This is a genomic window from Pseudanabaena sp. PCC 6802 (genome assembly GCF_000332175.1).
GTDB lineage: Bacteria > Cyanobacteriota > Cyanobacteriia > Pseudanabaenales > Pseudanabaenaceae > PCC-6802.
Genome location: NZ_KB235914.1, coordinates 4,548,164 through 4,571,950, shown reverse-complemented (window position 1 = coordinate 4,571,950; position 23,787 = coordinate 4,548,164). Strand labels below are relative to the sequence as shown.

Sequence of the window (23,787 nt, the reverse complement as noted above, 5' to 3'; positions counted from 1 at the left end):
TTGGTATTACTACCTGTCGCACTGGCTGCGGTTGATACGTACCATCCTTCAGGGAAGCGCGAATCTCTGTCCAATGCTCCCTTGCATAGTCGAGGAAATCTCCTATAGTCATACCGTCGATTCCGGCTGCTCCTTGGTTCGATTTCACCCTTCCCCATGCCTGTTGCACATTGTTGCGCTCTAATATTCGCGCCATCAGGTTGTCTAAGGCTGGCTTTATGTCAGCACGCCATCCGTCATCTCCCCCGGTCGGGTTCATCGATGCGTCTGAGTTGTTCATTGCTCCTCCTTATGGCAATTATGTTCTGTCCTTCGTCCTGGATTGGACTACTATGACTTCTGCTGACTTCTGCAAGGCTTGACACCAAGAGTTCCCTCTTAGTGGGCTGTCCTTTTTGCTTTAGGGTTCTGTGGCTTCCTAACCGTTTCCGGCTCTTACCTCATTCAGACTCCCTTTACTCTTAGAACCGCAACCTTACAGACCTCCCCAGATAAGAACGTGAACTGTCCCGCCGCAACCGTGTCATTTACTGTGCCCCTTGAACCAGAGGTTTTGTTGTGTTGTGCCAACTCACCCAGGGGTCTCAGCCTTCTATGACATTTCTGTTCGTCGGCTCGTCGGTTTGCTATCCGGCTTCCTTCAAACACTTCCTCGCGAAAGCATTCTTGCCTTAAGCTAGTAGTGGTCGTCACTCGGATCTGTAAATTGATCATTTGGACGCTGGTTCTCCTACAGGGGACTTTCACCCCATTAGTTCACGCCCATGCTGGGCGTACACACATCATTGGAGCGGACAATATCAAAGTGATTTGTGCTTAGTTGAAGGTAATCTAAAGCCGCTCAATTAAGCCGTTATCCTGTCGAGCGTAGAGTGATGTAAGTTCAGAGAAATGGAACTGATACGAACAGGGGTACGTGACAAATTAGCAAAGGGACTGAGCTATCCTGTAGGTGCTGAAATCATCAGTTCTGCGTTAGCGGGAGTTCCTCAGTTCGATGAGTTATGGATTAGTTTCGACAAAGCGAGATGGAGAAGTATCCAAAGAAATGAAAGAGGCGACTTTTTTATGCAAGCTTTCGTAGTAGTGCTCAACTTCAACAGTGGCGGTGCATACCTCAGTTTATCGGCTGTTCCAAGTGAATTTCGTAAAATAGTAAAGCAATCAATTATTAATTACGGATTGCCAGAAGTTAAAGCATGGCTCACTGTTGAACGTCCAAAAACCTGGTTTGAAGGATTCAGAAAATTCGAGGTTGGTATCGCATCAGATGCAGGAGATGTTTGCTTTATTGAGAAGAAAAATGAAAAAATTGAGTCATTCAAGATAATAGCTCGAAGTGAATAAAAGAAGGATAACAAGCGCGATGTACCGGAAATTTGAAGTATAATCGTTAATAGCCAGATTTGTATGAGTCCGGTAATCGCGAACGTTATACGTAACGATATCGCTGATTGAGTTCATTGAGGTTGTCTGAGTGCGATCGCAGTTAGGCAAGCAAGATGCATCGACTACGTTTGCAAGTCCCGACAGGGGATCGGCGATTGGCTACGCCACGCAAGCTAACGCATAGATAAGCAGTTCGAGATTAGGCAAGCATAACGGGTCTGTTTTCTGCTCAAGTTCGGACAGTGGATCGGGGCGATCGCAAGAGATAAATAATTGTTAAGCGATCGGTGTATAACACATCATTGGAGCGGACAATATTGAGATATTGCGGTTTTGAGTTGGGGGCGATCGCTTGCAACTCAATTTTGCCGTTGGACAGCTAGTCTCTCTGCTGAGGTATAGCAAAGAGTTATCTACGAGTGGTGCTGATGAGATAATTGTGAGTTCTCAGTTGAGATGAGGTTGGAGAATTGTTCGTGAAATGCGCGATATCTATAAAAATTGAAAGCAAGATTGTTATAAAAAACACTGTCTAAAGGAGTAGAGATGTCTGCAAAGCAACCTTTGGTGACTGACTATATTGATTGGGAAAAGTTGATTTCAAATCCGCCCCTGCTAACAAGTTCTCAATCGGGTTGGAGTAGCATTCAGCTTGCCCATTACCGCCACTCCGTGATCGATTTGCCTGAAATATCCAACTCTCAACATGTTGTCATTATTTCACTGGGGCATCAGACAGTTGATTTTGATTTTGTTGCGGAGGGACGTTCGCAGACAGTATCATATCAACCAAAAGACTTTGCAAGTGGCTGCATTGAAATCTATCCCGCTGACTTACCTATTAGTCTTCATTCTCATCCAACTGTTAAATCAATGGAATTGATTCAGTGCTATCTAGAGCCTACCTTTCTAGCTCAGATTGCGCATGAATCGGTAAACCCCGATCGCGTCGAACTGTTGCTGACTCTGAAAAAAGTTGATTTATTGATCTGCCAGCTTGGTCTAGCACTCGAATCCAGTTTAAAAGTGGATGGGATTGGCAGTCGTTTCTATGCTGATTCGATGGCAACGGCACTTTCAGCTCATCTGCTGCGCCACTATTCCACTCGCAACCATCGTTTTCGAGAATATGATGATGGGATGCCTAAACAAAAACTCAGGCAAGCCATTGAGTATATACAGAGGCATTTGGGTGAGGATATATCCTTGAGCGAGATCGCCTATGAACTCAACATCAGCCAGTACTACTTCTGCCGCCTATTTAAGCAATCTACTGGAGTATCACCTCATCAATACTTAATCCGACAACGGGTAGAACGGGCTAAGCAGTTGCTAAAGCAACCAGAACGAACCATCACAGCGGTAGCAATGGAGTGTGGCTTTGCCAATCAGAGTCATTTTGCCAAGTGTTTTCGTGCTTGCACAGGGATGAACCCGAACCAGTTTCGCAAGCAATAGCAAGATTGTGTTCCAACATTGCAAGAATATGTGCGACTTCATTGAAGAAGTCAGCTACTGTTGGTGTTTAGGAATATTTTTCCCGCATCTACTAAACACTAACGTTTGCTGTGAGGAGGCAAGGCATAACAACCCCAATGCACACCGACTGTCGAGAGATTATCGGTTAGAGTTCAAGGCTATCAGTGGCAGGTGATTGGGAACGTTATGCTGCTGGGTTGTCGGTATGACAGTAGACAGAAGTTATCTGTGAAGAACTAAAACAGCTTGGACTGATCTCAAGGGTAAAGGTAGAGTTCGATCGCATTTATCAAGTCGAAAGAAAAGCGAAAATTTGTAAAATGGAGATATTTCAAATGACTATTTCTGAGGTATCCAATGATGCAAGTGTCCCCGCTGTTAGCGGTGAAAGCATTGCTGGGGGAGATGGTTTAGTTGGTAAAGGCAGAAGAGGAGTTGTTGGAGAAAGCGACACGTTTCAAGGGGTTTTTGGTAAGAGCCGAGATAATGCAGGGATCGTAGGCGAAAGCGCATTGTTCCATGCTGTCTTCGGCATAAGTCACAGCGTTAACAATGGTGGATTGTTTGGAGCCAACGATGCAGGAGGATTTGGTGTAATTGGAACATGTGATTCCAATATTGGTGTTGCTGGTGACAGTAAAACTGGCACGGGGGTGCGTGGAGTTTCTCAAACTGGTGAAGGTGTGCATGGAGAGACAAACTCAAATGTCTTTGCGGCAGTAGCAGGTATCCAGCTTAACCGTAACAGCACAGGTGCTGGCGTGTATGGTGAGCATAGAGGAACTGGGCCAGCAGGCTTTTTCAAAGGCGATGTTTTAGTAACAGGAGATATCAAGTTAATCAACGCTGATTGTGCAGAAGATTTTGATATTGCTGACTTGGAGAAAGCTGAGCCAGGAACCGTGATGGTAATCGATTCTGAAGGTGCGCTACGATCCAGCGATCGACCTTATGACAAGCGAGTTGCTGGAGTGATTTCTGGTGCGGGCAACTACAAGCCCGGACTAATTTTGGATAAGCAAGAATCCTCTAATGACCGAATGCCAATTGCTCTAATGGGTAAGGTTTATTGCAAAGTGGATGCGAGTTATGGAGCGATCGAGATTGGAGATTTGCTTACGACTTCGCCGACTCTTGGGCATGGAATGAAAGCAGACGACCCATTAAAGTCATTCGGTGCGGTTATTGGTAAGGCATTACGCCCTCTTGATGAAGGACAGGGCTTAATCCCAATTCTCATTGCACTACAGTAGGTTAGAGTGATGAATACACTAAAAGAAATTGTCGATTTTGTAGGCATCCCACAAGGATCCCTAGAGGTCGCCCGTTTCGGTGGACCGTGGATCAAGAGCTTGGGTAAGGTAAGCCTTCTTGTAACGAGGAGGGAAAGGCCAGCATCAATGCGAGCCATAATTCAGGCGTTGCAAAACCTCACGCCGATAACTTTGGAAGCCGAAATAGTCGGGAGTCGATCCGGCGAAGAGCCATTTGAACCAAAAATACGCGTGAATGCGAGTGGAGGCATTACCTGGTTTACGACTATCGAATATCATCAGGATGGAGTAGTCATATTTTCGAAGGATGTAAATGATTCTGGTGGCGACTTCACACCAACTCAACTAGGACGTGGTAGTTACCAACTGGTCGTTACACGTTCTGGCATCTCGAATACTGGCTTCGTTTCGTTGAGAAAGCTGTTAAGTATCATTACTGTGTCGGCGACACCGACACCGACACCGACACCGCTACCGACACCAGCAGTTACCTGCAGTGCCGAATTAGATCTAGATCAACCTGGCTTCGGCGGTATCGTAGGGATGCGCATATTCGGTGGAGGATTCTTACCCTCGGAGACTGTGAATATTTTTGAAGGTGGACAGGTATTGGCAACGACAAATGCAAATGCGTTTGGACAATATTCCGTACATGTGAGCTTTCTTAGTGCTCAATTTCCGGTTAAACACACAGTAAATGCGCAAGGCCAAGCAAGCGGAAGAATTTCGAACAATGCTGGATTCACTGTGTAACATGCAAATCGTGTAGCGTACCTCTAGGAGTAGTAGGGCGGGCAATGCCCACAGCGATCGCTCCTTGTTTCTTTCCCCATGCGATCGTAGCTAAATCTTGATGGGTATAGCGATCGCCCAGTTTAAAATAAAGGGGCACAGTTGAAACGAGGTCAAAACCAAATTGTTGATGTGGCAGCTTCTGAGGCAGATCCGCTAGTAGGAATGGGTTTGCTGTATGGGTTTAAGCTCCAGATTGAGGCAGTTGAAAGTGGTCGGAGAGTGCTCTGATGTTTGTGTAAATTGAGTTCTGAAGTACGTATTTACCCTGTTTCAGAGGCTCGATACACAAAATTCCGATCGCACCCAATATTGGGGGGCATTTCATACAGCTATCTATAAAAATGCGGCAAAAACTATATTGTCATCGAAACTTGGTTTCCACAATGCATTTACCAGCAGAAATTTATGAGTCTATTCGTCAGATTGGTGTCGGTCTTGAAAGCAACTACCAAAGCGCTGCGCCAGCAATGTAAGATTTAGCAACTGTAGTTGAGCCAGAATAACTCTCATTACCCCTAAGGTTTGACGTGACAGGCTCTCGTAAATCGAGGTAGATTATATTGACTTTAAGGGCTGTCCGATCTACTCAACCCTTGCCTAATGGAAGCAGCGATCGCCTATCCAGTTAACAGCACAGTTAATAGTCCCAAAAATTACAGTCCTGAATGCAATCGACTAGCAAGCTAGGAATGAATCCCTTAAAGCTAGAAACAGACAAAACTAGTTGGTTTCGACAGCGGCTTTTGGAATGGGCTGCAAGCAACCTGCGCGACTTTCCTTGGAGGCAAACCGCAGATCCTTACTCGATCTTTGTGGCCGAGTTTCTGTTGCAAAAGACGGTAGCCGCGACGGCATCGCCGATCTACGAAGCTTTTTTGGTGAGGTATCCTACTCTTTATGCACTAGCAGTAGCCTCCGTCGCAGATGTAGCCTCACTGCTGCAACCGCTCGGCCTTTCTTTCAGGGCAGAAAGACTGTGCAATTCGGCAAGGACGATCGCGGATAAGTATGGTGGAAGCATTCCAGCATCTGAGGAGGAATTACTTTTACTGCCCGGTATTGGGAAATATACGGCGCGTTCCATTTGCGCTAATGCTTTCGGACAACCAGCAGCAGTACTCGATACAAATGTAGCGAGGATCGTGGAACGTTTCTTTGGTTTACAGGGAGAGCGGGTGAAGTCGCGCTGCAAAATTCTGTGGTCGGCTGCGGAAGCGATCGCGCCAGATAAAGAAGTAGGAAGATGGAATCTGACTTTGCTAGACTTTGGTGCGGCGATCTGCACTGCTAGAAAACCTCGTTGCGCAGAATGCCCTTTGCAAGAGAAGTGCAGCTATTTGCAATAGGGTATAGTAAATGACGCAGTTGTGCAGGGATAGTTCGCGTTCTGGTAGTCCTAAAGAAGGGTAGTGCGATGAATCTGTGGTTACTGTTTCTTTGCAAGTCCTGCCCTCATTAATTTCATCATGTCAGCCCACAGATTTGGGACATTACCAGCGCATCAATCAATGGAGTTCAGTATCCCTGAGATTGACAGCTTCCTAATTAACTCTCGCAGAAGTTCGCTTTGTTGTCTTTTCTTAATATTGCAATACTTTTTTAAATGCTCCAACTCTTCGTCTGTAACCCGAAAATTAATTTGATGCATATATCACCTGTATAGCTATGCGCTATAATTAAATCACAATAAAGGCTAACCTAGCAATGAATCAAGCAATAGATCTATGCCAGCAAGCATCTACTCGCCTGGCTAAGGGAGAAATTTCCGCTGCGATCGGGCTTTGTCAACAGGCGATCGCCATTCAACCTAACCTGTTGCAAGCATACGAAATACTGGTACAGCTTCAGCCGAAAAATGTCCAACTAAAGTTTTCCCTTGGAGGACTTCTATTGCAACAGGGGCAACTAGACAGGGCAGAAGGGGTCTTTAGATCTGTGGTGCAGGTCGATCCTAAAAATGTACTCGCTTACTGTGGTTTAGGGATAGTGCTGGCTAAACAAAATAGGCACGCAGAAGCAATCCCGTATTTTGAATCAGCATTGCATATTCAGCCTCAAAATTTCGATGCCTTATTTAATCTCGGGCTTGCACTCCTGCAACAAAACCGTATTCCAGAGGCAGTTTCTACATTTGCCACAGCTAGAAGTGTCAAACCTCAGGATGTGAGGCCGATCTGTAGTTCGGGCTTGGCTTTGGAACGCCAAGGAAAAATCGACGAAGCGATCGCCACCTACCAGCAGGCAATCGAACTCCAACCAACGCATTTCCCCGCCTATATAGACCTGATCAATATCCTGGCAAGAGCAAAGAGATTTAATGAAGCGATCGCGCCTCTACAGGTGGCTCTCAAACTCCAGCCCCATAATCATCAGCTTAAATGCCGTTTAGGTAGGATATTCACCGATCGAGATGAATTCGAGCGAGCTTCCGAGATATTTCTCTCAGTTCTGACCGTCGATCCCAAGCAAATCGAAGCTCATTGCGGCATGGGGATCGTGCTAATCAAACAGGACAAACTGCCAGAAGCGATTCAACACTTGGAAACAGTCCTGCAAATCGAACCTCAGCATTTTGATAGTCTGCTCTATCTCGGCATCGCTTTCACATCTCAGAAACGTCTGGAAGAAGCATTAGCTAAGTTCCAAATTGCCTATAAGATTAATCCTAACGATGCGGAGTTAAACTATAGAGTTGGATATGTTTTTATGAAATTGGACAAGCGCGGCAACGCTATCGCTCATTTCCAAAGAAGTTTAGATATGGAGCCTAAAGTGGTTGCGTATAGCAAGCTGGTGGATTCCCTATGCACGCTCGTTCACAGTCGCGACCACTTCCACGCCAATGATAAAATAGGAGAACTCCTTCAGGAAACAATTGAAAAGTATGGTGGGGTTTATGTCGGTGCAGATCTGGTACGGGCATCAATAGCATCGATGTCCGCTTGTCTCAACTCCGGTTGTCACGAAGCATTATTAATGTCAAAACTGATAGAACTGGAAAACTATATCTACGATCGCGCCGAACAACTGACTCAAATAGAAGTAGATGCCCTATATTGCAGTGCTCTGTTTGCCATGTTTAGCGCGCGCGACGATCGAGATGCCAACTCCAAATTTGCGAAATTAGTGGGGACTTTGTATGCCGATCTGGTAATTGAGCCAAAACTAGATGCCATAGCGATCGCTTCTAAACAGACAGATCGCGCCCTAGTCAAAAAAAATGCAGATCGACAAACTCTGCGCATTGGCATTTTAAACGCACATATGTATAGAAATGCGGCGAGCTGGTGCAGTATTGATGCGATCGAGGCTTTGTCCCATCTCACACCTCACATCTATCTCTATGGCTCGAAGGGCGATGCTTCCGATGACATAACGCAAAGATTCGAGCAGATTGCCGCAGGAGTTTACTGCCTTTCAAGTACTGAATGGACATCAACCGATTTAGCAGATATCTCTCAGCAAATATCTCAAGATCGAATTGATATTTTGCTCGATCTAGATTCCCTAACCGACCCCAATCATGTTGCACTGCTGTACGGCAAGCTCGCGCCAGTCCGCATCTCATGGTTGGGCTTCGATGCTCCCTATACTTCTCGTCATAATTACTTTCTGGGCGATCGCCATACCCACCCCGAAGGAGTTGATGCGTCTTATGTGGAACAGATCGTCAGATTGCCGCACGCGCATATGGCAGTAGCTGGATTTACCTGCAGTCCAATAAATCGGGATGAGGCCAGGCAGGCTCTGGGGATTGCACCACACCAGATTGCCTATCTCTACAATTGCCACGTTCGCAAATTGAACTATGACTCCATTCAAGCGCAGATAAAGATCTTAAAGCACGTTCCCGATAGCGTACTGCTGCGTAAAGGTTATGGCAATCATGCTGGAATCAAAGAGATATACGCGCAGGAATGCGATCGCCAGGGGATAAATCGCGATCGCGTTAAGTTTATGCCCCTGGTTTATTCAGAAGAAGATCACCGCACCGCATATCTACTAGCCGATGTTGGACTGGATTCCTATCCCTACAACGGTGGCAGTCAAAATTTGGAAGCACTTTGGTTTAATTTACCTGTTGTGACGCTTGCAGGCGAGCAATCGTTTGCCAGGATGGGGTACTCATTTTTGCAAACATTGGGAATCGAAGCTGGTATTGCCTACAATTGGGAAGAATATGTGGAGTGGGGGATTAAATTTGGTCTGGATTGGGAACTGCGCCAGTCTGTGCGATCGCATTTAGTCCAGTCCAAGCGATCGGAAAACCTATCCCCTCTGTGGCATCCCGCGCAATTAGCGCGGGACATGTATGCTATTTTCGAGAAACTACTAGCACAGAGCGATCGTCCCCAGTGAATAGCACGATAAACAACATGCAAAGCAATCCAAGCAAACCATTAAATGTAGAGCTTTCGTTCGCGATCGCCAAAAGCATTAACAGCAAAACCAAATCCTGCTTCGATAACGCCTACCGAGCAGCGCTGGTTACTGAGGGGGCAACATACGTACAGGGTTTTCTGGCTTTTACTGGCAGCCCCTATAAACCAATCGAGCATAGTTGGCTGGAGCTAGAAGATAGTATTGTCGATCCCACACTGCCACATTTGCCTCAACCTCCTCAGGATTTACATTACTTTCCTGCCCATCGCCTCAGCGTCAAGCAACTGAAGGCAGCGATCGAGGTAGCCCAAGAAGACTACCCAGAAGATGATGCCTTGCCAGTCTATGGCGATGCGCCCTATGCCTATTACGGCGATCTAATGCTGGGCGGCAACGAATATCTAGAAGCGCACCAAGCCGCAGCGGCAAAATGCCGCTCCCTGAATAAACCCGTAACCGATGATGGCAAATCTAAAGATCGGATATTCCAGGACTTGGCTTAATCAGCTCTACTCCATCACGTCCGTCTACTTGTTGTAAAAAAACCTTGACCGATTCGTCCTTAGCTGTTGGCAGGACTTTGCCCACGTAATCTGGATGGATAGGTAACTCTCGATGTCCCCGGTCTACCAAAACAGCCAACCGCACGGCATGAGGGCGACCGTAGTCGTGAATTGCATTCAAAGCTGCACCAATTGTGCGCCCGCTATAAATAACATCGTCAACTAACAATACCAATTTATTGTTGATGTCAAAGGGAATATCTGTTTTGCCTGGTGCTCGCAAACCGATCTTATCTAGATCGTCTCTGTAAAAGGTTATATCTATAGCACCCAATGGCACTTCCACGCCTTCAAGCTGTTGAATTTGTCTGATAATTAGACACGCGAGCGGTACCCCCCTAGTACGCACGCCCAAGATTGCTAAATTAGATAGATCGGAGCATCCCTCTACAACCTGGGATGCCAAGCGATTGACTGTACGTCGCAATTCTTCAGCAGACAGTATTTCAACCACTTGGCTCTGCATCTAGAGATCTGCTAGAAATACTTAGAGATACTTTTCAATTGCGTTAGCTAAAGTTGCTTTGGGTACGGCACCAACTACAACATCAACCCGCTGACCGCCTTTAAAAATCATGAGCGTAGGGATGCTACGAATACCGTACTGGCTCGCGACGTTGGGATTTTCATCAGTATTAAGTTTAACTACCTTGATTTTGCCGTCATACTGTTCGGCAATTTCATCAACTACAGGTGCAACCATACGGCAAGGTCCGCACCAAGGTGCCCAGAAGTCCACTAGAACAGGCACTTCGCTCCCAAGTACATCCTGCTCAAAGCTAGAATCTGTAACTGCAACCGCTGATGACATGCTGAACTAACTCCCTACTAAAATCTACAAAGTGAAATATTATTTCAATTTCCCCAACAGTATATCAGGTAGCTGAATTTTAGTCGTTATGCAAACATAAAACTTCTTAGCCAAAGCTTCTAGCCAAAAAAAGCGCCTAGGCTTCAACCTAGGCGTAATGTGGTGTGAGGAGTGAACGGAAACTTGCGTCTCCGCTTATGTACTATTGTAATCCAATACTATTTTTTGTGTGTAGTCAAGTCAAATCTTTTAAGACTTTGACATTTTTTCAGCACCGAGCGTGCTTCTCAATGCAAATCTTAGGCAACTAATGCAAATCTTAGGCAACTTTAGTTATTCAGTTAATGCTACTGGCACATATTCCGTTAGTATCTAGTCTAGCAAAATTTACGAGCGTTTATGCCAGCAGGGAGAGTGTTACGTGAAAGCAACTAAATCGTTGCTACAGGTGTTTGGCAGCCGAAAAATGGCATCGCTGATGTTATTGGGAGTTGCCTCAGGGCTGCCATTTGCTCTAACTGATGATGCGTTTCGGGCATGGCTGAGTAACAAAGCAGGTTTTGACCTCAGTACGATTGGATGGTTAGGTCTGGTGTCTTTGCCCTATTCACTTAAGTTTCTGTGGTCGCCATTTACCGATCGCTTCGTCCCGCCGTTTTTAGGACGCAGGCGAGGCTGGATATTATGCACGCAGGTACTGCTAGTGGTGGCAATTGTGGCGATCGCCTTCCAAATGTTTGCCATTGAGAATTTGCCTAAACCGGAGCGGTTAAACGCTTTACCTTTGTTGGCAGTAACGGCATTGAGTATTGCGTTTTTGAGTGCGACTCAGGATATTGCGATCGATGCTTATCGTGCGGATGTCCTAGAGGTAAAGGAAGTGGGCGCAGGCGTTGGCATTTGGGTGATGGGCTACCGTGTAGCGCTATTATTGACGGGCTTTATTGGCTTTAACCTGGCAGACCATATCGGCTGGTCGTGGGTATATGCATTCATGGCACTGTTGATGGGTTTGAATATATGGGTAACTTTTGCCGCCCCCGAACCAAAAGTAGATCCCAATTCCGTACCGACTTCTCTAGACGCAGCAGTAATTAAGCCGTTTCAGGAATTTTTGCGACGCATCGGACTGCGTAACGTCCTATTTATTTTGATATTTGTGATTTTCTATCGCTTTAGCGATGCCATGGTCAGCAAAATGGCAGTGCCGTTTTTAGGTGCCAAGGGGCTAGGTTTCAGCGATGGTGACATCGGCACAGTGCGACAAGGTTTAGGTTTGTTTGCCACAATCGTAGGAACACTAGCAGGCGGAGCTATCCTCAGCAAAATTGGAGTAAATCGATCGCTCTGGATATTCGGTATCCTGCAAGCAGTAAGTAATTTGGGCTACTACCTTTTAGCGTTAGTTGGCAAGGACTATACTGCCTTGGTGCTAGCAATTAATGTGGAAAACTTTTGCAGTGGCTTAGGCACGGCAGGATTTTTAGGTTACTTGATTACGCTGTGCAATCCCAGTTTCTCTGCCACCCAGTACGCGCTACTATCCAGTTTGTTTGCTGTGGGACGAGATGTTTTAGCTGCCCCATTTGCGGGAGAGCTGGCGCAATTCATTCAAAAACAAATGCCGACCTGGACGAATATCAACCAAATTCCCTGGTTAGTGGGCAGTGATGGCAAAGGCTGGGCATTATTTTTCTTAATCACCGTAGTGTTAGCACTACCAGGCATGGCGCTCCTGCCATTTTTTGCCCCTTGGCACGAAGTTAATTTGGTGGGGGAATTGCCTGAAGATCCCTAGTCAACTACTGCCTAAATAAGCTTCCAAAACTTGGGGATTAGTTCGTACTTCCTGCGGTTCGCCATTGGCAAGATTGCGACCTTCAGCTAATACCCACACGCGATCGCACAAAGACATAATCACATCCATATTGTGTTCTATGATCAGGAAGCTAATGCCCGACTGATTCCAGGACTGAATGTAACCGCAAATTTCTTCGATCAAAGCAGGATTCACGCCTGCGGCTGGCTCGTCTAACAAAATTAACTTGGGATCGGTCATCATGACTCTGGCAATTTCGAGCAGTTTGCGTTGCCCGCCGGACAGCGATCCTGCATATTTGTCGCCCATGTGAATCAGCCCCACTGAGTTGAGAATTTCTCGGGCTTTTTCTTTCAGTTGGCGCTCCTCTTGGGCGATCTTGCCAGCGAGAAACCAGGCATTCCAAAACTTCTCCCCCGTTTGGTGCTGAGCCGCAAGCAACATATTCTCCAACACGGATAAACGGGACAGGACGCGCGGCACCTGAAATGTTCGTACCATGCCCAACTGAGCGATACTATGGGGTGGCTTGCCCTGAATGGGGTTACCTTGCAAATATACCTGACCGCTGTCGGGACGTAGAAAGTTAGATAACAAATTAAATAGCGTGGTCTTCCCCGCACCGTTTGGCCCGATTAAGCCCGTAATGCTCCCTACAGGTACATCTATTTCAGCATCCTGCACGGCTTTAAGCCCGCCAAAAGATTTTGATAACTTAGTCGCTTTTAAAATAGATTCTGCTGCCATAGGTGATGTTATTGAGGTGTAAGGAGTCGGACGCGCTGGCTCTAATCGTCGCACAAAGTTGCGATATAGTGGTGGATATTTGCTGCCTTAACGTGAGCCATTATGTTAGCAATTTCCCCCACCTTAAATATTACTTGGGAGAAGTTACCCGATGATTTTGTGCTGCCCGACGAGCCTGTGGATAATATCAACCAACCTGCTCTAGCTGCCGTTTTAACCGAAAGCCTGCAGCTTGCGGGCAGACTTCCGGAGACTGCACTCACCCCTACTAACTATGGCATTTGTGCTACTGTCAACAGCAAAATTGTGGTCAAAGCCCCAGATTGGGCATATATTCCCCACATCACAGCCGATCGCTCTGAGGTGGCGCGCAGCTATACACCTACACTACAAGGTGAAATTCCAGTAATTGTGATGGAGTTTTTATCGGATGCGGACGGTAGCGAATATTCTGTTAAAGAAACCCATCCACCTGGAAAATTCTTCTTCTACGAGCAGATTTTGCAGGTACCTAATTATGTTGTTTTTGACCCAGAGACAGGTATCTTAGAGCTTTATCGCTTTGATGACAACAAAAAGTACGTGCTGGAAGCGACAAGCGATCGCTATTGGATTCCTGAAATACAACTTTTTTTGGGTGTATGGCAAGGAATTCGCGAAAATCGTCGAGGTTATTGGCTGCGCTGGTGGGATCGGCACGGTAATTTGTTGTTATGGGGAGCCGAGCAAGTCGAACAAGAACATCAACGGGCAGAACGGGAGTATCAACGGGCGGAACAGGAGCATAAACGCGCGGAGCAAGAGCACCAGCGAGCAGAGCAGGAACGCCAGCGAGCAGAGCAGGAACGCCAGCGCTCAGAACGCCTTGCCGCTCAACTGCGAGCCGCTGGGATCGAACCCGATTTGTAGGTACAACTAATGCAGCAGGTTCGCGGTACGACTAAAATATTGGGCGTTATGGGTTCGCCGGTGACGCATAGCCTATCGCCTGTTATGCATAATGCGGCGATCGCCGCATTGGGGGTGGATTATATCTACGTGCCTTTACCAGTAGCGATCGCCGATCTAGCCACCGCCGTGAACGGACTGAAGGCGATCGAGGCCGTGCAGGGATTTAACCTCACCATTCCCCATAAGCAGGAAATTATCCCGTGGCTCGATGAGATATCTGATACAGCACGTGCCATAGGGGCTGTGAATACGGTGAAGCGGGAAGGCGATCGCTGGATCGGAACTAATACAGATATAGCGGGTTTTTTAGTACCTTTATTGAAGTTAGAACGCAATTGGCAGAATACAGAAGCTCTGGTACTGGGCTGTGGTGGTGCGGCAAAGGCAGTAGTTGCCGCCTGCGCGCAGCTTGGTTGTGCTGTAGTGCATGTGGTGGGACGCGATCGCGCCAAGCTAGAGTGCTTTCAGCAAGAGATCTCAACGCACCTCAATATAGATTTGCGCGCGCGCGATTGGTCGGACTCGATCGATTTGCTGGGGATTGCGGGCATAGTAATTAACACTACACCGATTGGTATGGCAAGTAATCCCGATACTCCAATTAGCAGCACTCAAATGCAACTGATACCGCCAGGGGCGATCGCCTACGATCTCGTCTATACACCAAGACCTACGCAGTTCCTCAGACTTGCTGCGGCACGGGGGTTAGCCACCATTGATGGGCTAGAAATGTTACTGCATCAAGGGGCGATCGCTCTGGAGTTCTGGCTAGGTTGGCAGGCTCCAATTGAAGTCATGCACCAGGCGCTTTTGGATGCGATCGGTTTAAAATAGCGTAGATATGCTGACAACTGCTGACTCTAAACAATTAAGCTGGCAAAAGACCAGCTATTCTCCCTTTGCCCGCCAAAGGGATGTTTTTCTTGCTGCATTTACATTTATATTCTTTCTCTGGTGGGATAACCTGTGGCAGCACGACTCGCCTTTGATTCGCAAGCGCCGCGCTAAATGGCTAGTGGCAAAGTTGCTCGATCTAGGTCCGACGTTTATTAAAATCGGGCAATCGCTCTCCACGCGCGTCGATTTGCTACCGTTGGAATATATCGAAGAGTTATCACAACTACAGGATCGGGTGCCCCAGTTTGAGATCGAAGCAGCGATCGCGATCGTCGAAACTGAGCTAGGTAAATCGCTGTACTCGATCTATCGAGACTTCGAGGAAGAACCGATTGCCGCTGCGAGTTTAGGTCAGGTACATAAAGCTAGACTGCACACAGGTGAAGATGTTGTGGTCAAAATTCAACGTCCAGGGTTGAAACCGTTATTCGATCTAGATTTCGTGGTAGTGGGACAATTATTGAGATTTCTCCGCCGTTGGTTTACCTGGATTAGGAAATATCAACTTGAAGCAGTTTATAACGAATTTTTTACGATTCTCTATCAGGAAATCGATTATATCCAGGAGGGCAAAAACGCCGATCGCTTCCGCACCAACTTTGCTGATTATCCCAGCATTGTCGTGCCTTCGATCTACTGGCAATATAGCAGTTCCAAAGTCTTGACAATGGCATACGTACCTGGGATCAAAGTAGACGATCTGCAGGCATTAGAAGCCTGCAATCTCAATCCCAAAACCATCAATCAATTGGGAATCTCCTGTTATCTCAAACAACTCCTTCAAGATGGATTCTTTCATGCCGATCCGCATCCCGGCAATCTGGCCGTTACCAATGAAGGCAATTTAATTTTCTACGACTACGGCATGATGTCCGAAATCAAGGCCATGGATAAAGACAAAATGGTCAGAACCTTCTTTGCGGTACTCAAAAAAGATACAAATGAAGTTATCGATACCCTCACTAGCATGGGCTTGATTGAAACGGTGGCGGATATGGCTCCGGTTAAGCGCATGATGAAATTTGTCCTGGATAAATTTACGGAGAAGCCAATCGATGTCAAAGCATTTGAACAAATAAAAGGCGAAATGTACGAACTGTTCGAGCAGCAGCCCTTCCGTTTGCCATCGAAAATGACCTACATTCTCAAGTCTCTCACTACGCTAGATGGCATTGCTCGCATTCTCGATCCCGAGTATAACTTCACTGCCGCCGCCCAACCATTTGTCAAAAGCATGACCCTCTCAAAGGGCAAAGGTTCGGCCTTGACGGAACTGGCAAAACAAGCCAGGAGTTTTATTGCTTACAAACTCAATCAACCTAGCGGTACCGAACTGTTATTGCGCCGTTTGGAAGAGCGCATGGAGCAGGGCGAACTGAGGGTCCTGGTACGCTCTGCCGAAAGCGATCGCGCCCTCAAACGCATCAACCTGGGCGTGAAGTGCTCGATCTATGCTTGCCTGAGCGGATTCACTTTGTTAACTGGTGCGGTTCTGCTCGTAGGTGCTTCTGGTACTTATGCGGGTTGGGCGATCGCTGCCTTTGTTTGCTCCGGCTTGTGTTTTATCGCTCTCATGCGATCGCTCGTGCAACTATCGATTCGAGAAAGGTTGGATCGATTGGCGGAATAGAGCGAATTCGTAGAGCAAATTTGTAGGGTGGGCATTGCCCACCTTACCGGATTTATACGATAGTTTAACAGTACTCTACTTCCAGCGTGCCAACCACAACGGCTGAAAAGGCAAAGGAAAATACCAAGGGCATAGGCGACTTAGTTACATAGCTGAATGCGATCGCCATTAAGGTAGCAGCAATAGCCGAACTCGACCACAACTTCTCTTCGCTACTAAGTCCCTTTTCTGCTTTGATCTGGCGCAGGACTTTGGTTGGGATTGGCTCTGGCATGACAGCATTAGGTGGAAATGCCCAATAGTTAGTATGGCGTTCAACGAATAGATCCGTCCACCCATTATCTTGGCACCATTCGGCAATCCATTCTTCGGCAAAGTGTTTCATAGGTACCGGGCTGCGTAACTAAAGTTAGATATAGGAAAAAAATAACCCCCCAAGGGGCTTGCTACTAGATACGTAAACCTTTAAAAGATCTCTTACAGCTAGGACACTACCGTAAGTAAACTTAGACTAGCAGGTCATATTTACGAGTAGCAACGAATGCAACTAATCTTTACCAAATCCAGCAGGCAAGATAAACTCGAAACAGATCGCCTGCTCCAGAGTATCTTTACTAGACAATTTCAGGTAGTGGTATACAAGTAATGGTTGCAGTGGGGTTGTAGGGGCGGTGCCCCTACTTGGGGGCTTGCCCCCAAATCCCCAATCGTTAAATATCCTTACTTCTTTAGGACGACCCAATTTCAATGAGTGCAGGTAAATACAAAGCATTATGGTTAGAAGGCGAGCATCTGGTGGTAATCGATCAAACCAGGCTGCCTTTTAGCTACGAAACCAAGCGGTTAATTACCCCCGAAGATGCCATCGGAGCGATCGCCGATATGACAGTACGCGGTGCCGGTGTAATTGGTAATGTGGGAGCGTTTGGGGTCTACCTGGCCGCGATCGCTACCAATGGTAATCTGAAGCAGATCGAAGCTATCTCGACCAAAATCCGTGCGGCTAGACCCACTGCGGTTAACCTTGCCTGGGCAGTGGATCGGATGCTGGCAGTGCTAAAAAACTCTCAGAATATTATTGCTGATGCCCGCAGCGAAGCAATTAAAATCTGCGATGAAGATGTCGAGCATACCGAAAAAATTGGCGACTACGGCTGTAAATTAATTGCCCAAATTGCTGAGGACAAAGCAGGAATGCCTGTCAATATCCTGACCCACTGCAATGCTGGCTGGCTGGCACTGGTCGATCGCGGTACCGCTCTGGCACCGATTTATGCTGCCCACGAACGAGGGATCGATCTCCACGTGTGGGTCGATGAAACCAGACCGCGCAACCAAGGAGCCAATCTCACCGCCTGGGAGTTAGGTCAACAGGGCATTAAGCATACGATTATTCCCGACAATACAGGCGGACTGTTGATGCATTCCGGCATGGTAGATATGTGCATTGTGGGTGCAGATCGAGTCACCCGCGCTGGCGACGTTGCCAATAAAATCGGTACCTATCTCAAAGCCCTAGCTGCCAAGGACAATCAGGTGACTTTTTACGTTGCTCTCCCTGCTTCCACTTTGGATATGGCGATCGCCGATGGTAGAGATATCCCCATTGAAACTAGAAGCAGCGACGAGGTTCTGTACATGCAGGGGCTAAATCGAGCGCAAGAACTAACTACAATTAGAATTGCTCCTCAAGGCAGCCCAGCCCTTAACTACGGCTTCGATATCACGCCAGCCAGACTAGTAACAGGTCTTATCACCGAAAGAGGAATCTGTCCCGCCAACGAACGAGCGATCGCAAGCATGTTCCCCGATCTCAACACCAAATAGATCGACATCCACCATCCCCATTATCCATTCATCACTGATCGCCATAACCCAGTAGGGGGTTTAGCATTTGTCGCGAATTCTGTTGTTTGATGCCAAGATTATTGAACGAATGCTAAACCCCTGCGCCACCGCCCATTACCGAACCCCATCACCATAGAATTATCCATCCCATGACGATCGCCCATTACCGATCGCCATCCCATCACCTATCACCCAAATACCCCACGATCGCCCTCAATCCCAATCGATAACTTTCCACTCCAAATCCACTAATTTGTCCGATGGCGACAGCAGCAATAAGCGAGCGGTGGCGGAACTCTTCTCTTTTATGGATATTACTTAAATGCACTTCTACAGTGGGAATGTTTACGGCGGCGATCGCATCTCGAAGGGCAACGCTAGTATGGGTTAACCCGCCTGGATTGATCGCGATGCCATCCTGCTGTTGCCAAGCAGCATGGATTTCATCGATCAGCGCGCCCTCATGATTGGACTGAAAAATTTTCAGTTCTACTCCCAAAAGTTGCGCATCATCATATAGGATTTGATTAATCCGATCCAGGCTCAGACTGCCATACACTTCCGGCTCTCTTTTTCCCAACATATTTAAATTGGGGCCATGCAATATTAATATTTTCATTGCCTATGCTCTTGACTGATTTGCTTTGTTGATCGCCTCAGTTACTGCTGCCAAACTTGGCAGTTTCACCAACCCAACATAACCGATTGTCTGCGTAAACGTCTGAACGGTACCCGGCACCAACATCCGAATAAATGCTTCAGTCCCCCGCTCGTCTTCGGCATTCTGGTTGTTAACCTGAATTCTCAAATTTCTCTGCGCCAGGAGGTTCGCTACCCATTGAGGCACTTCCTCGATCGGACGTTCTAGTAGACCCAACAAAATGGCAGCATCAATCCATCTGATGGTCATGCCGTTACCTGTCATCCTCGAAGCTAGAGTCACGGTTGGCGTACGATCTGGCGTTTCGTTGTAGACGGCATTTGTCAGCATCGTGTAATTGTACTTGGATAATCCTCCTAGTCCCGATCGATCTTCTTCAGCTACCTCTTTCTGTACGAATGGTTCGATCTTCCGCGCCGCGATCGCGTAGGTGAGAGCCTTTCTAATCTCGTGGCTGCCGTAAGGCGCAAGCGAATCGATTTGATACAGATCGGACAGCGTTCGGGGACGCTCGCGCAGGAGTTTGATTAAAGTTGCCGAAGGCTCTGTCGCTAATTGTACTGCCGTACCAGGAAAAGCCACGCTGGTCTGGTTGTCGGGTACTGGCAGGCCGCTGAAAGTCATGTTCTCTAAAGGATCGTCTTTGGATGATGTAGGTGCACCACCTTGGTTCTTGATAAACACATCCATTCTGCCTCCCACTACGCCGACAAAATCTTTAATGGTTTCGATGCCAGAGCGATCGCGCACTCCCCGAAATAGATCGCGCGATTCCATCGGTACCACTAACTGCAAGTGATTGCAGAAAAATTCAGCACTACCTACATACCAACAATCTCGTTGGTGCATCATTTTATCGATGTCATCAAAGTAGTAAGCCTCGCGCACATTGCTCAAATAGTCATGCAAAAACAACGACGTGCTTGAGTCGAGCATTCTTTGAATAAAGGCTTTCGCTGGTGGCGACTGCTCGAAATACTGTTTTTGCGTTTGCAGAAACCCGCGTAAAAATTCCTTGGTCAGCAGCACCTTTTCCTCTAGATCGCCTATTGATTGATTGTAATAATCGCTGGCAAGACGGCAGATCGGAGGCTGGGACATGTGACCCGGCATGGACATGTAGTGTAAAAATGCTAGCCCTCCTGGCTTGAGCGCGTTGCCAATAAAATCCAATGCTTCGTCACGGGGTTGTGGTGCCAGCCACGACAGCGTACCGTTAATCGCAATAAAGTCAAATTTCGGCAGCTCCAGATCCTTGAGGCTAGTAAAATTTGTCTCTATAAACTTTACGTTCGTCAAGCCTGTGGCCTCAACCCGCGATCGCCCCATGCGGATATGATGGGGGTTAAAATCTACACCACAAAAATCACCCTGTGGGTGTGCGGCTGCCAAAGTGGTCAGCGTCAGCCCAGAACCACATCCAAGGTCACAATAGCGAAATCCAGTTTTCAGATCGATTACAGGCAGTCCATTGAGGGCTGCGACATAGTTCAAAAAAGCGGGGGCTTGCTTGTTGTTGAACAATGTCATGTACTCGATATCGGTACGATAGTCCATGATTTAATCAAATCTTGGTCACACCCATCTTAAGCTTTTGTCCCCCCAACTGTAACTAGCTTTTATCTTTAGAAGTCCCCAGCAAAGAAGCTCGAGATTTTTATACCCAAAAAAAACGATTTTTAGGTCGAAATTTCATAAATAATAAAGATTATCCCTAATTCCTTGCTACTGCTGAGGTAAGCATCATGTAAAGTCAAGTCAAACCGACCTGGAGCCAAGATAATGCGCTTTTATGCAATTTTTTTTGCCAAAAACATAGTACTATTTACCCAGGAACGTCTTAGTCATTTGACTATAAAGTAGCTTGCTCCCCTAGCATCTTTGTCTTGGGTTAGCTTGCCCCCATAGACACCCCAAGAAATTTGCAGCGTAAGTCTTGCGTATTGCAAATGTTTCAAGTGCGGACAAGCTCATAACTATCCCGAATCGATCTAGACGATTCAGGGTTTTGCGGCTTGTAGAGCTGACCTGAAGTTTTTAGGTTTCCTGGCTTGAGTCATGAATTATTGGGATGTTTTGCAGCTAAGCTTAGCCAGAGGTTCTTGCAAGCAGGCGTTATCCCTTATAACTCAATTCAATAAACAAAAATAAAAAGATATACGGCCCTAGGTTCATACAAGTTGACTAAATAGAGCTGGTAATTGTGGTCGAATCTGTAATTTCCTGCAGGATCTTAGTTGCCATCTTCATCTCATTTATCAATTTCCATGAATATAGATCTGTCGTTCGTTTTTGGCAGACAGCCCAATCGTTAGCTCAGTTTTACCCGATCTAACGGTTGCTATTTTAGCTTTCAAGAGAGCTTGGAAGGTATTTGTTTAGCTCTAAATATTGGGCTAGTGCTGTTAAGCCTTCGTTAACAAACCCAATTAACAATAGATCCTTGACTATGAGTACCGACCCCCAAGATTTTTCTGCCAGCCTTGGCTCTCTGGATTCACAGACAGGACAGACACCTCCCTTTTCTGTAATACCGTCAATTCAGGATCTGGACAAAAAAGATAACTCCGCGTCTTCTCTTTTACCAGATCTTCTCCCCGATACTCAGGATCTATCGGAACCTTCAGCATCAAGGTTTGATGCTTTTGGCAATACCTCGTTAACTTTTACTGGCAATGACGACTGCTCTGCTGGTAAGGACGATCGCTTAGTTGGCACAGTTCCCAAATCTATTGGAGCCAATCCTGTCTCTGTAGAACAGAAAGATAAACGAATAGCAATTATCGATATCGGCATTTCTGGTTACTCTAGTATCCTTGCAAGTATCGATCCTAAAGCTGAGATCTTTTTTGTCGACCCAACTCGTAATGGCGTTGCTCAAATCTCAGAGCTACTATCCGATCGCACCGACATTTCTGGGATCGATATCATTTCTCATGGCAGTGCAGGTCAATTGCAACTCGGGAACTTTACACTTTCCGGTGACAATATCGACCAGTATTCTCAACAACTCCAATCCTGGTCATCTGCGCTGACCTCCGATGCCGACATTAGATTTTGGGGGTGTAATGTTGCTGAAGGTGCGATCGGGGAAACCTTCATCAGTCAAATCTCTACACTAACTGGCGCTGATGTCGCAGCTTCTGACGACCTTACTGGCAACTCAAATCTTGGTGGTGATTGGGACTTAGAGTCCGCAATCGGTAATATTAATTCCATAAGTGCCATTGACGCTGAGAAAGTTCAGAGCTATAGCGGAACTTTAGCTAAGGTTCTCAATGCTGATTTCATGGACTTCAATCTTTTCGGTGGAATGCTCGATTCTGCCGCGATGACCATCTTCTATGACAACATTTACACTGGCTCAGATGCCGATGGGATGAGTACGACTGTTGATTTGCTCATCTCATATACATCGAACGGTGCCATGTTCGATAACGATACGCTTTTTGACAATGACTCTATAAATCCCAGCAGATTTCAACCCGTCATTCAATCTACCCTCCCCGGTGGTGGGTATTTCGACTTTAATTTCCAGTTTTTTGAAGACGGCACTGCATTCACATCAATGGCTCCTGTTAGCCTAGCTAACTTCTCTGCAACCGGTGTTGATATTGATGGTTATTCCTTCCCCGCAGCAGGGATGGAATATTATGAAATCGGAGGCTTTGCAAACTACCAAGTTGGTACGATGACTGGCTTGATGGTCGATCCCTCAACTTTGTCGGATGGCGTAATGTTTACAGGTGTTGCAGGCGAACTGCCTGGAATATCCTTTGAGGAAATGGCTTCCTTTGTTGTCAACTATACGACTTTTGTAAGTTCATTTAATGTAAGGCTTGGCGTTACTAGCAAAACTGCAGAGGATGTAGAGAACCGTCAGTTCTCTCTTGCGATTGGAACTCCACTTACTATAACTATTCCAGCAATTATGCTGGGAACTATACTGCCATCACCTATAGACGATCCTGTAATTGCGAACGACGATACAGCAGCTACAAGCCAGGATACTCCAGTTAACATCAGCTTCCCAAGTATTCTAAGCAATGATTCGTTCCCTGACGGTTTTGGCAATCTGACATTTATTCAGCCTGCGAATGGAACGATCGCTCAGTTAAATGGCTCGGATGGTATGCCTGGAACCATTGATGACATTCTTGTTTACACTCCAAACCCAGGATTTAGCGGCACAGATACTTTTGTTTACACCCTTACGGATGCCGACATCGCCAATATGGGCATCGCACCCCCTGAGTCGGATACTGCCACGGTAACTATCACCGTTAACAGCCCTAACAGCCCACCGGATGCGGTGAACGACTCCACAACCACCACGATCGGTACGCCAGTCAGCATCGGTGTTTTGAGCAACGATACGGATCCGAACAACGATCCGCTCAGCATCGTCGCAGGCAGTATTAGCGCTCCTGGTAACGGCATGGTAGTTATCGATCCAGGTGCGACGACATCGCCCACGGATGACGTGGTGGTCTACACGCCGAACAGTGGCTTCACGGGTACGGATTCGTTTACCTACACC

21 protein-coding genes and 2 pseudogenes are annotated in these 23,787 nt (G+C 46.8%); 14 read left to right on the top strand and 9 right to left on the bottom strand.

The window, feature by feature from the left end; all coding sequences use genetic code 11:
* A pseudogene (locus PSE6802_RS34185) lies at positions 1-280 on the bottom strand (group II intron reverse transcriptase/maturase); the annotation flags it as partial.
* 164 nt (positions 281-444) lie between these two features.
* Complete coding sequence (locus PSE6802_RS0127060) at positions 445-714, bottom strand: hypothetical protein (protein WP_019498561.1); 270 nt, start codon at positions 712-714, stop codon at positions 445-447.
* Between the two features lie 177 nt (positions 715-891).
* Between PSE6802_RS0127060 and PSE6802_RS0127055 the strand changes: the two genes are divergently transcribed.
* The 4 genes from PSE6802_RS0127055 (at position 892) to PSE6802_RS0127040 (ending at position 4,895) form a co-directional block, all read left to right on the top strand.
* Positions 892-1,347: a hypothetical protein gene (locus PSE6802_RS0127055; RefSeq protein ID WP_019503150.1), complete on the top strand. Its 456-nt coding sequence runs from the start codon at positions 892-894 to the stop codon at positions 1,345-1,347.
* A 588-nt stretch (positions 1,348-1,935) separates the two neighbouring features.
* Positions 1,936-2,847: an AraC family transcriptional regulator gene (locus PSE6802_RS0127050; RefSeq protein WP_019503149.1), complete on the top strand. Its 912-nt coding sequence runs from the start codon at positions 1,936-1,938 to the stop codon at positions 2,845-2,847.
* Positions 2,848-3,203: 356 nt separating this feature from the next.
* Complete coding sequence (locus PSE6802_RS0127045) at positions 3,204-4,121, top strand: hypothetical protein (RefSeq protein WP_026103595.1); 918 nt, start codon at positions 3,204-3,206, stop codon at positions 4,119-4,121.
* A gap of 9 nt (positions 4,122-4,130) precedes the next feature.
* Positions 4,131-4,895, top strand: a complete 765-nt coding sequence (locus PSE6802_RS0127040) for a hypothetical protein (RefSeq protein WP_019503147.1) — start codon at positions 4,131-4,133, stop codon at positions 4,893-4,895.
* On the opposite strand, the gene PSE6802_RS33975 is transcribed toward PSE6802_RS0127040, so the two are convergent.
* The gene (locus tag PSE6802_RS33975; protein ID WP_019503146.1) at positions 4,885-5,034 is read right to left on the bottom strand and encodes a hypothetical protein; all 150 of its coding nucleotides are present in this window, start codon (positions 5,032-5,034) and stop codon (positions 4,885-4,887) included. The genes PSE6802_RS0127040 and PSE6802_RS33975 overlap by 11 nt on opposite strands.
* An 11-nt stretch (positions 5,035-5,045) precedes the next feature.
* Here PSE6802_RS33975 and PSE6802_RS35120 point away from each other — a divergent pair.
* The 4 genes and pseudogenes from PSE6802_RS35120 to PSE6802_RS0127010 form a co-directional block, all read left to right on the top strand.
* Positions 5,046-5,165: pseudogene (locus PSE6802_RS35120) on the top strand (clan AA aspartic protease); the annotation flags it as partial.
* Between the two features lie 437 nt (positions 5,166-5,602).
* A complete protein-coding gene (locus PSE6802_RS0127025) occupies positions 5,603-6,283 on the top strand; it encodes an HhH-GPD family protein (RefSeq protein ID WP_051050607.1) in 681 nt (226 codons plus the stop codon).
* 358 nt (positions 6,284-6,641) lie between these two features.
* Complete coding sequence (locus PSE6802_RS0127015) at positions 6,642-9,296, top strand: tetratricopeptide repeat protein (RefSeq protein WP_019503142.1); 2,655 nt, start codon at positions 6,642-6,644, stop codon at positions 9,294-9,296.
* Positions 9,297-9,313: 17 nt separating this feature from the next.
* Positions 9,314-9,823: a hypothetical protein gene (locus PSE6802_RS0127010; RefSeq protein ID WP_019503141.1), complete on the top strand. Its 510-nt coding sequence runs from the start codon at positions 9,314-9,316 to the stop codon at positions 9,821-9,823.
* Here the strand turns inward: PSE6802_RS0127010 and pyrR are convergent.
* Both pyrR and trxA read right to left on the bottom strand, forming a co-directional pair.
* A complete protein-coding gene (gene pyrR / locus PSE6802_RS0127005; protein ID WP_019503140.1) occupies positions 9,792-10,349 on the bottom strand; it encodes a bifunctional pyr operon transcriptional regulator/uracil phosphoribosyltransferase PyrR in 558 nt (185 codons plus the stop codon). The two genes, PSE6802_RS0127010 and pyrR, sit on opposite strands and share 32 nt — an antisense overlap.
* 21 nt (positions 10,350-10,370) lie before the next feature.
* Entirely contained in the window at positions 10,371-10,694 is a 324-nt protein-coding gene (gene trxA, locus PSE6802_RS0127000; protein ID WP_019503139.1) for a thioredoxin, read from the bottom strand.
* Positions 10,695-11,115: 421 nt separating this feature from the next.
* On the opposite strand from trxA, the gene PSE6802_RS0126995 reads away from it, so the two are divergent.
* Positions 11,116-12,492, top strand: a complete 1,377-nt coding sequence (locus PSE6802_RS0126995) for an AmpG family muropeptide MFS transporter (RefSeq protein ID WP_036945752.1) — start codon at positions 11,116-11,118, stop codon at positions 12,490-12,492.
* Here PSE6802_RS0126995 and PSE6802_RS0126990 read toward each other — a convergent pair whose 3' ends face one another.
* A complete protein-coding gene (locus PSE6802_RS0126990; protein WP_019503137.1) occupies positions 12,493-13,260 on the bottom strand; it encodes an ABC transporter ATP-binding protein in 768 nt (255 codons plus the stop codon).
* A gap of 102 nt (positions 13,261-13,362) precedes the next feature.
* On the opposite strand from PSE6802_RS0126990, the gene PSE6802_RS0126985 reads away from it, so the two are divergent.
* The 3 genes from PSE6802_RS0126985 to PSE6802_RS0126975 are packed head-to-tail and all read left to right on the top strand — an operon-like array spanning position 13,363 to position 16,738.
* Positions 13,363-14,169, top strand: a complete 807-nt coding sequence (locus PSE6802_RS0126985) for a Uma2 family endonuclease (RefSeq protein ID WP_019503136.1) — start codon at positions 13,363-13,365, stop codon at positions 14,167-14,169.
* A gap of 9 nt (positions 14,170-14,178) precedes the next feature.
* Positions 14,179-15,045 (top strand): shikimate dehydrogenase, encoded by an 867-nt coding sequence (locus tag PSE6802_RS0126980; RefSeq protein WP_019503135.1) that lies wholly within the window; start codon positions 14,179-14,181, stop codon positions 15,043-15,045.
* 7 nt (positions 15,046-15,052) lie between these two features.
* Positions 15,053-16,738 (top strand): ABC1 kinase family protein, encoded by a 1,686-nt coding sequence (locus PSE6802_RS0126975; protein WP_019503134.1) that lies wholly within the window; start codon positions 15,053-15,055, stop codon positions 16,736-16,738.
* Between the two features lie 64 nt (positions 16,739-16,802).
* Here the strand turns inward: PSE6802_RS0126975 and PSE6802_RS0126970 are convergent, their stop codons facing one another.
* Positions 16,803-17,123 carry a slr1957 family protein gene (locus PSE6802_RS0126970; protein WP_019503133.1) on the bottom strand — a complete coding sequence of 107 codons (321 nt, stop codon included), beginning with the start codon at positions 17,121-17,123 and terminating at the stop codon, positions 16,803-16,805.
* A 362-nt stretch (positions 17,124-17,485) separates the two neighbouring features.
* Here PSE6802_RS0126970 and mtnA point away from each other — a divergent pair, with 362 nt between their 5' ends.
* Positions 17,486-18,565 (top strand): S-methyl-5-thioribose-1-phosphate isomerase, encoded by a 1,080-nt coding sequence (gene mtnA / locus PSE6802_RS0126960; RefSeq protein WP_019503131.1) that lies wholly within the window; start codon positions 17,486-17,488, stop codon positions 18,563-18,565.
* A gap of 202 nt (positions 18,566-18,767) precedes the next feature.
* Here the strand turns inward: mtnA and aroQ are convergent, their stop codons facing one another.
* Positions 18,768-19,205: a type II 3-dehydroquinate dehydratase gene (aroQ, locus tag PSE6802_RS0126955; protein WP_019503130.1), complete on the bottom strand. Its 438-nt coding sequence runs from the start codon at positions 19,203-19,205 to the stop codon at positions 18,768-18,770.
* Positions 19,206-19,208: 3 nt separating this feature from the next.
* Positions 19,209-20,804 (bottom strand): class I SAM-dependent methyltransferase, encoded by a 1,596-nt coding sequence (locus tag PSE6802_RS0126950; protein ID WP_019503129.1) that lies wholly within the window; start codon positions 20,802-20,804, stop codon positions 19,209-19,211.
* 892 nt (positions 20,805-21,696) lie between these two features.
* Here PSE6802_RS0126950 and PSE6802_RS0126945 point away from each other — a divergent pair.
* On the top strand, positions 21,697-23,787 hold a 2,091-nt coding region (locus PSE6802_RS0126945; RefSeq protein ID WP_026103593.1), incomplete at its 3' end, for a DUF4347 domain-containing protein.

Coding starts and splice junctions, on each gene's coding strand:
- PSE6802_RS0127015 (WP_019503142.1), top strand. CDS start 6,642: ATGAATCAAGCAATAGATCTATGCCAGCAAGCATCTACTCGCCTGGCT.
- PSE6802_RS0127060 (WP_019498561.1), bottom strand. CDS start 714: ATGATCAATTTACAGATCCGAGTGACGACCACTACTAGCTTAAGGCAA.
- PSE6802_RS0127055 (WP_019503150.1), top strand. CDS start 892: ATGGAACTGATACGAACAGGGGTACGTGACAAATTAGCAAAGGGACTG.
- mtnA (WP_019503131.1), top strand. CDS start 17,486: ATGAGTGCAGGTAAATACAAAGCATTATGGTTAGAAGGCGAGCATCTG.
- PSE6802_RS0126950 (WP_019503129.1), bottom strand. CDS start 20,804: ATGGACTATCGTACCGATATCGAGTACATGACATTGTTCAACAACAAG.
- PSE6802_RS0126970 (WP_019503133.1), bottom strand. CDS start 17,123: ATGAAACACTTTGCCGAAGAATGGATTGCCGAATGGTGCCAAGATAAT.
- trxA (WP_019503139.1), bottom strand. CDS start 10,694: ATGTCATCAGCGGTTGCAGTTACAGATTCTAGCTTTGAGCAGGATGTA.
- PSE6802_RS0127040 (WP_019503147.1), top strand. CDS start 4,131: ATGAATACACTAAAAGAAATTGTCGATTTTGTAGGCATCCCACAAGGA.
- PSE6802_RS0126980 (WP_019503135.1), top strand. CDS start 14,179: ATGCAGCAGGTTCGCGGTACGACTAAAATATTGGGCGTTATGGGTTCG.
- PSE6802_RS0127025 (WP_051050607.1), top strand. CDS start 5,603: ATGCAATCGACTAGCAAGCTAGGAATGAATCCCTTAAAGCTAGAAACA.
- PSE6802_RS0126990 (WP_019503137.1), bottom strand. CDS start 13,260: ATGGCAGCAGAATCTATTTTAAAAGCGACTAAGTTATCAAAATCTTTT.
- PSE6802_RS0127010 (WP_019503141.1), top strand. CDS start 9,314: ATGCAAAGCAATCCAAGCAAACCATTAAATGTAGAGCTTTCGTTCGCG.
- PSE6802_RS0126975 (WP_019503134.1), top strand. CDS start 15,053: ATGCTGACAACTGCTGACTCTAAACAATTAAGCTGGCAAAAGACCAGC.
- pyrR (WP_019503140.1), bottom strand. CDS start 10,349: ATGCAGAGCCAAGTGGTTGAAATACTGTCTGCTGAAGAATTGCGACGT.
- PSE6802_RS0127050 (WP_019503149.1), top strand. CDS start 1,936: ATGTCTGCAAAGCAACCTTTGGTGACTGACTATATTGATTGGGAAAAG.
- PSE6802_RS0126985 (WP_019503136.1), top strand. CDS start 13,363: ATGTTAGCAATTTCCCCCACCTTAAATATTACTTGGGAGAAGTTACCC.
- PSE6802_RS0127045 (WP_026103595.1), top strand. CDS start 3,204: ATGACTATTTCTGAGGTATCCAATGATGCAAGTGTCCCCGCTGTTAGC.
- aroQ (WP_019503130.1), bottom strand. CDS start 19,205: ATGAAAATATTAATATTGCATGGCCCCAATTTAAATATGTTGGGAAAA.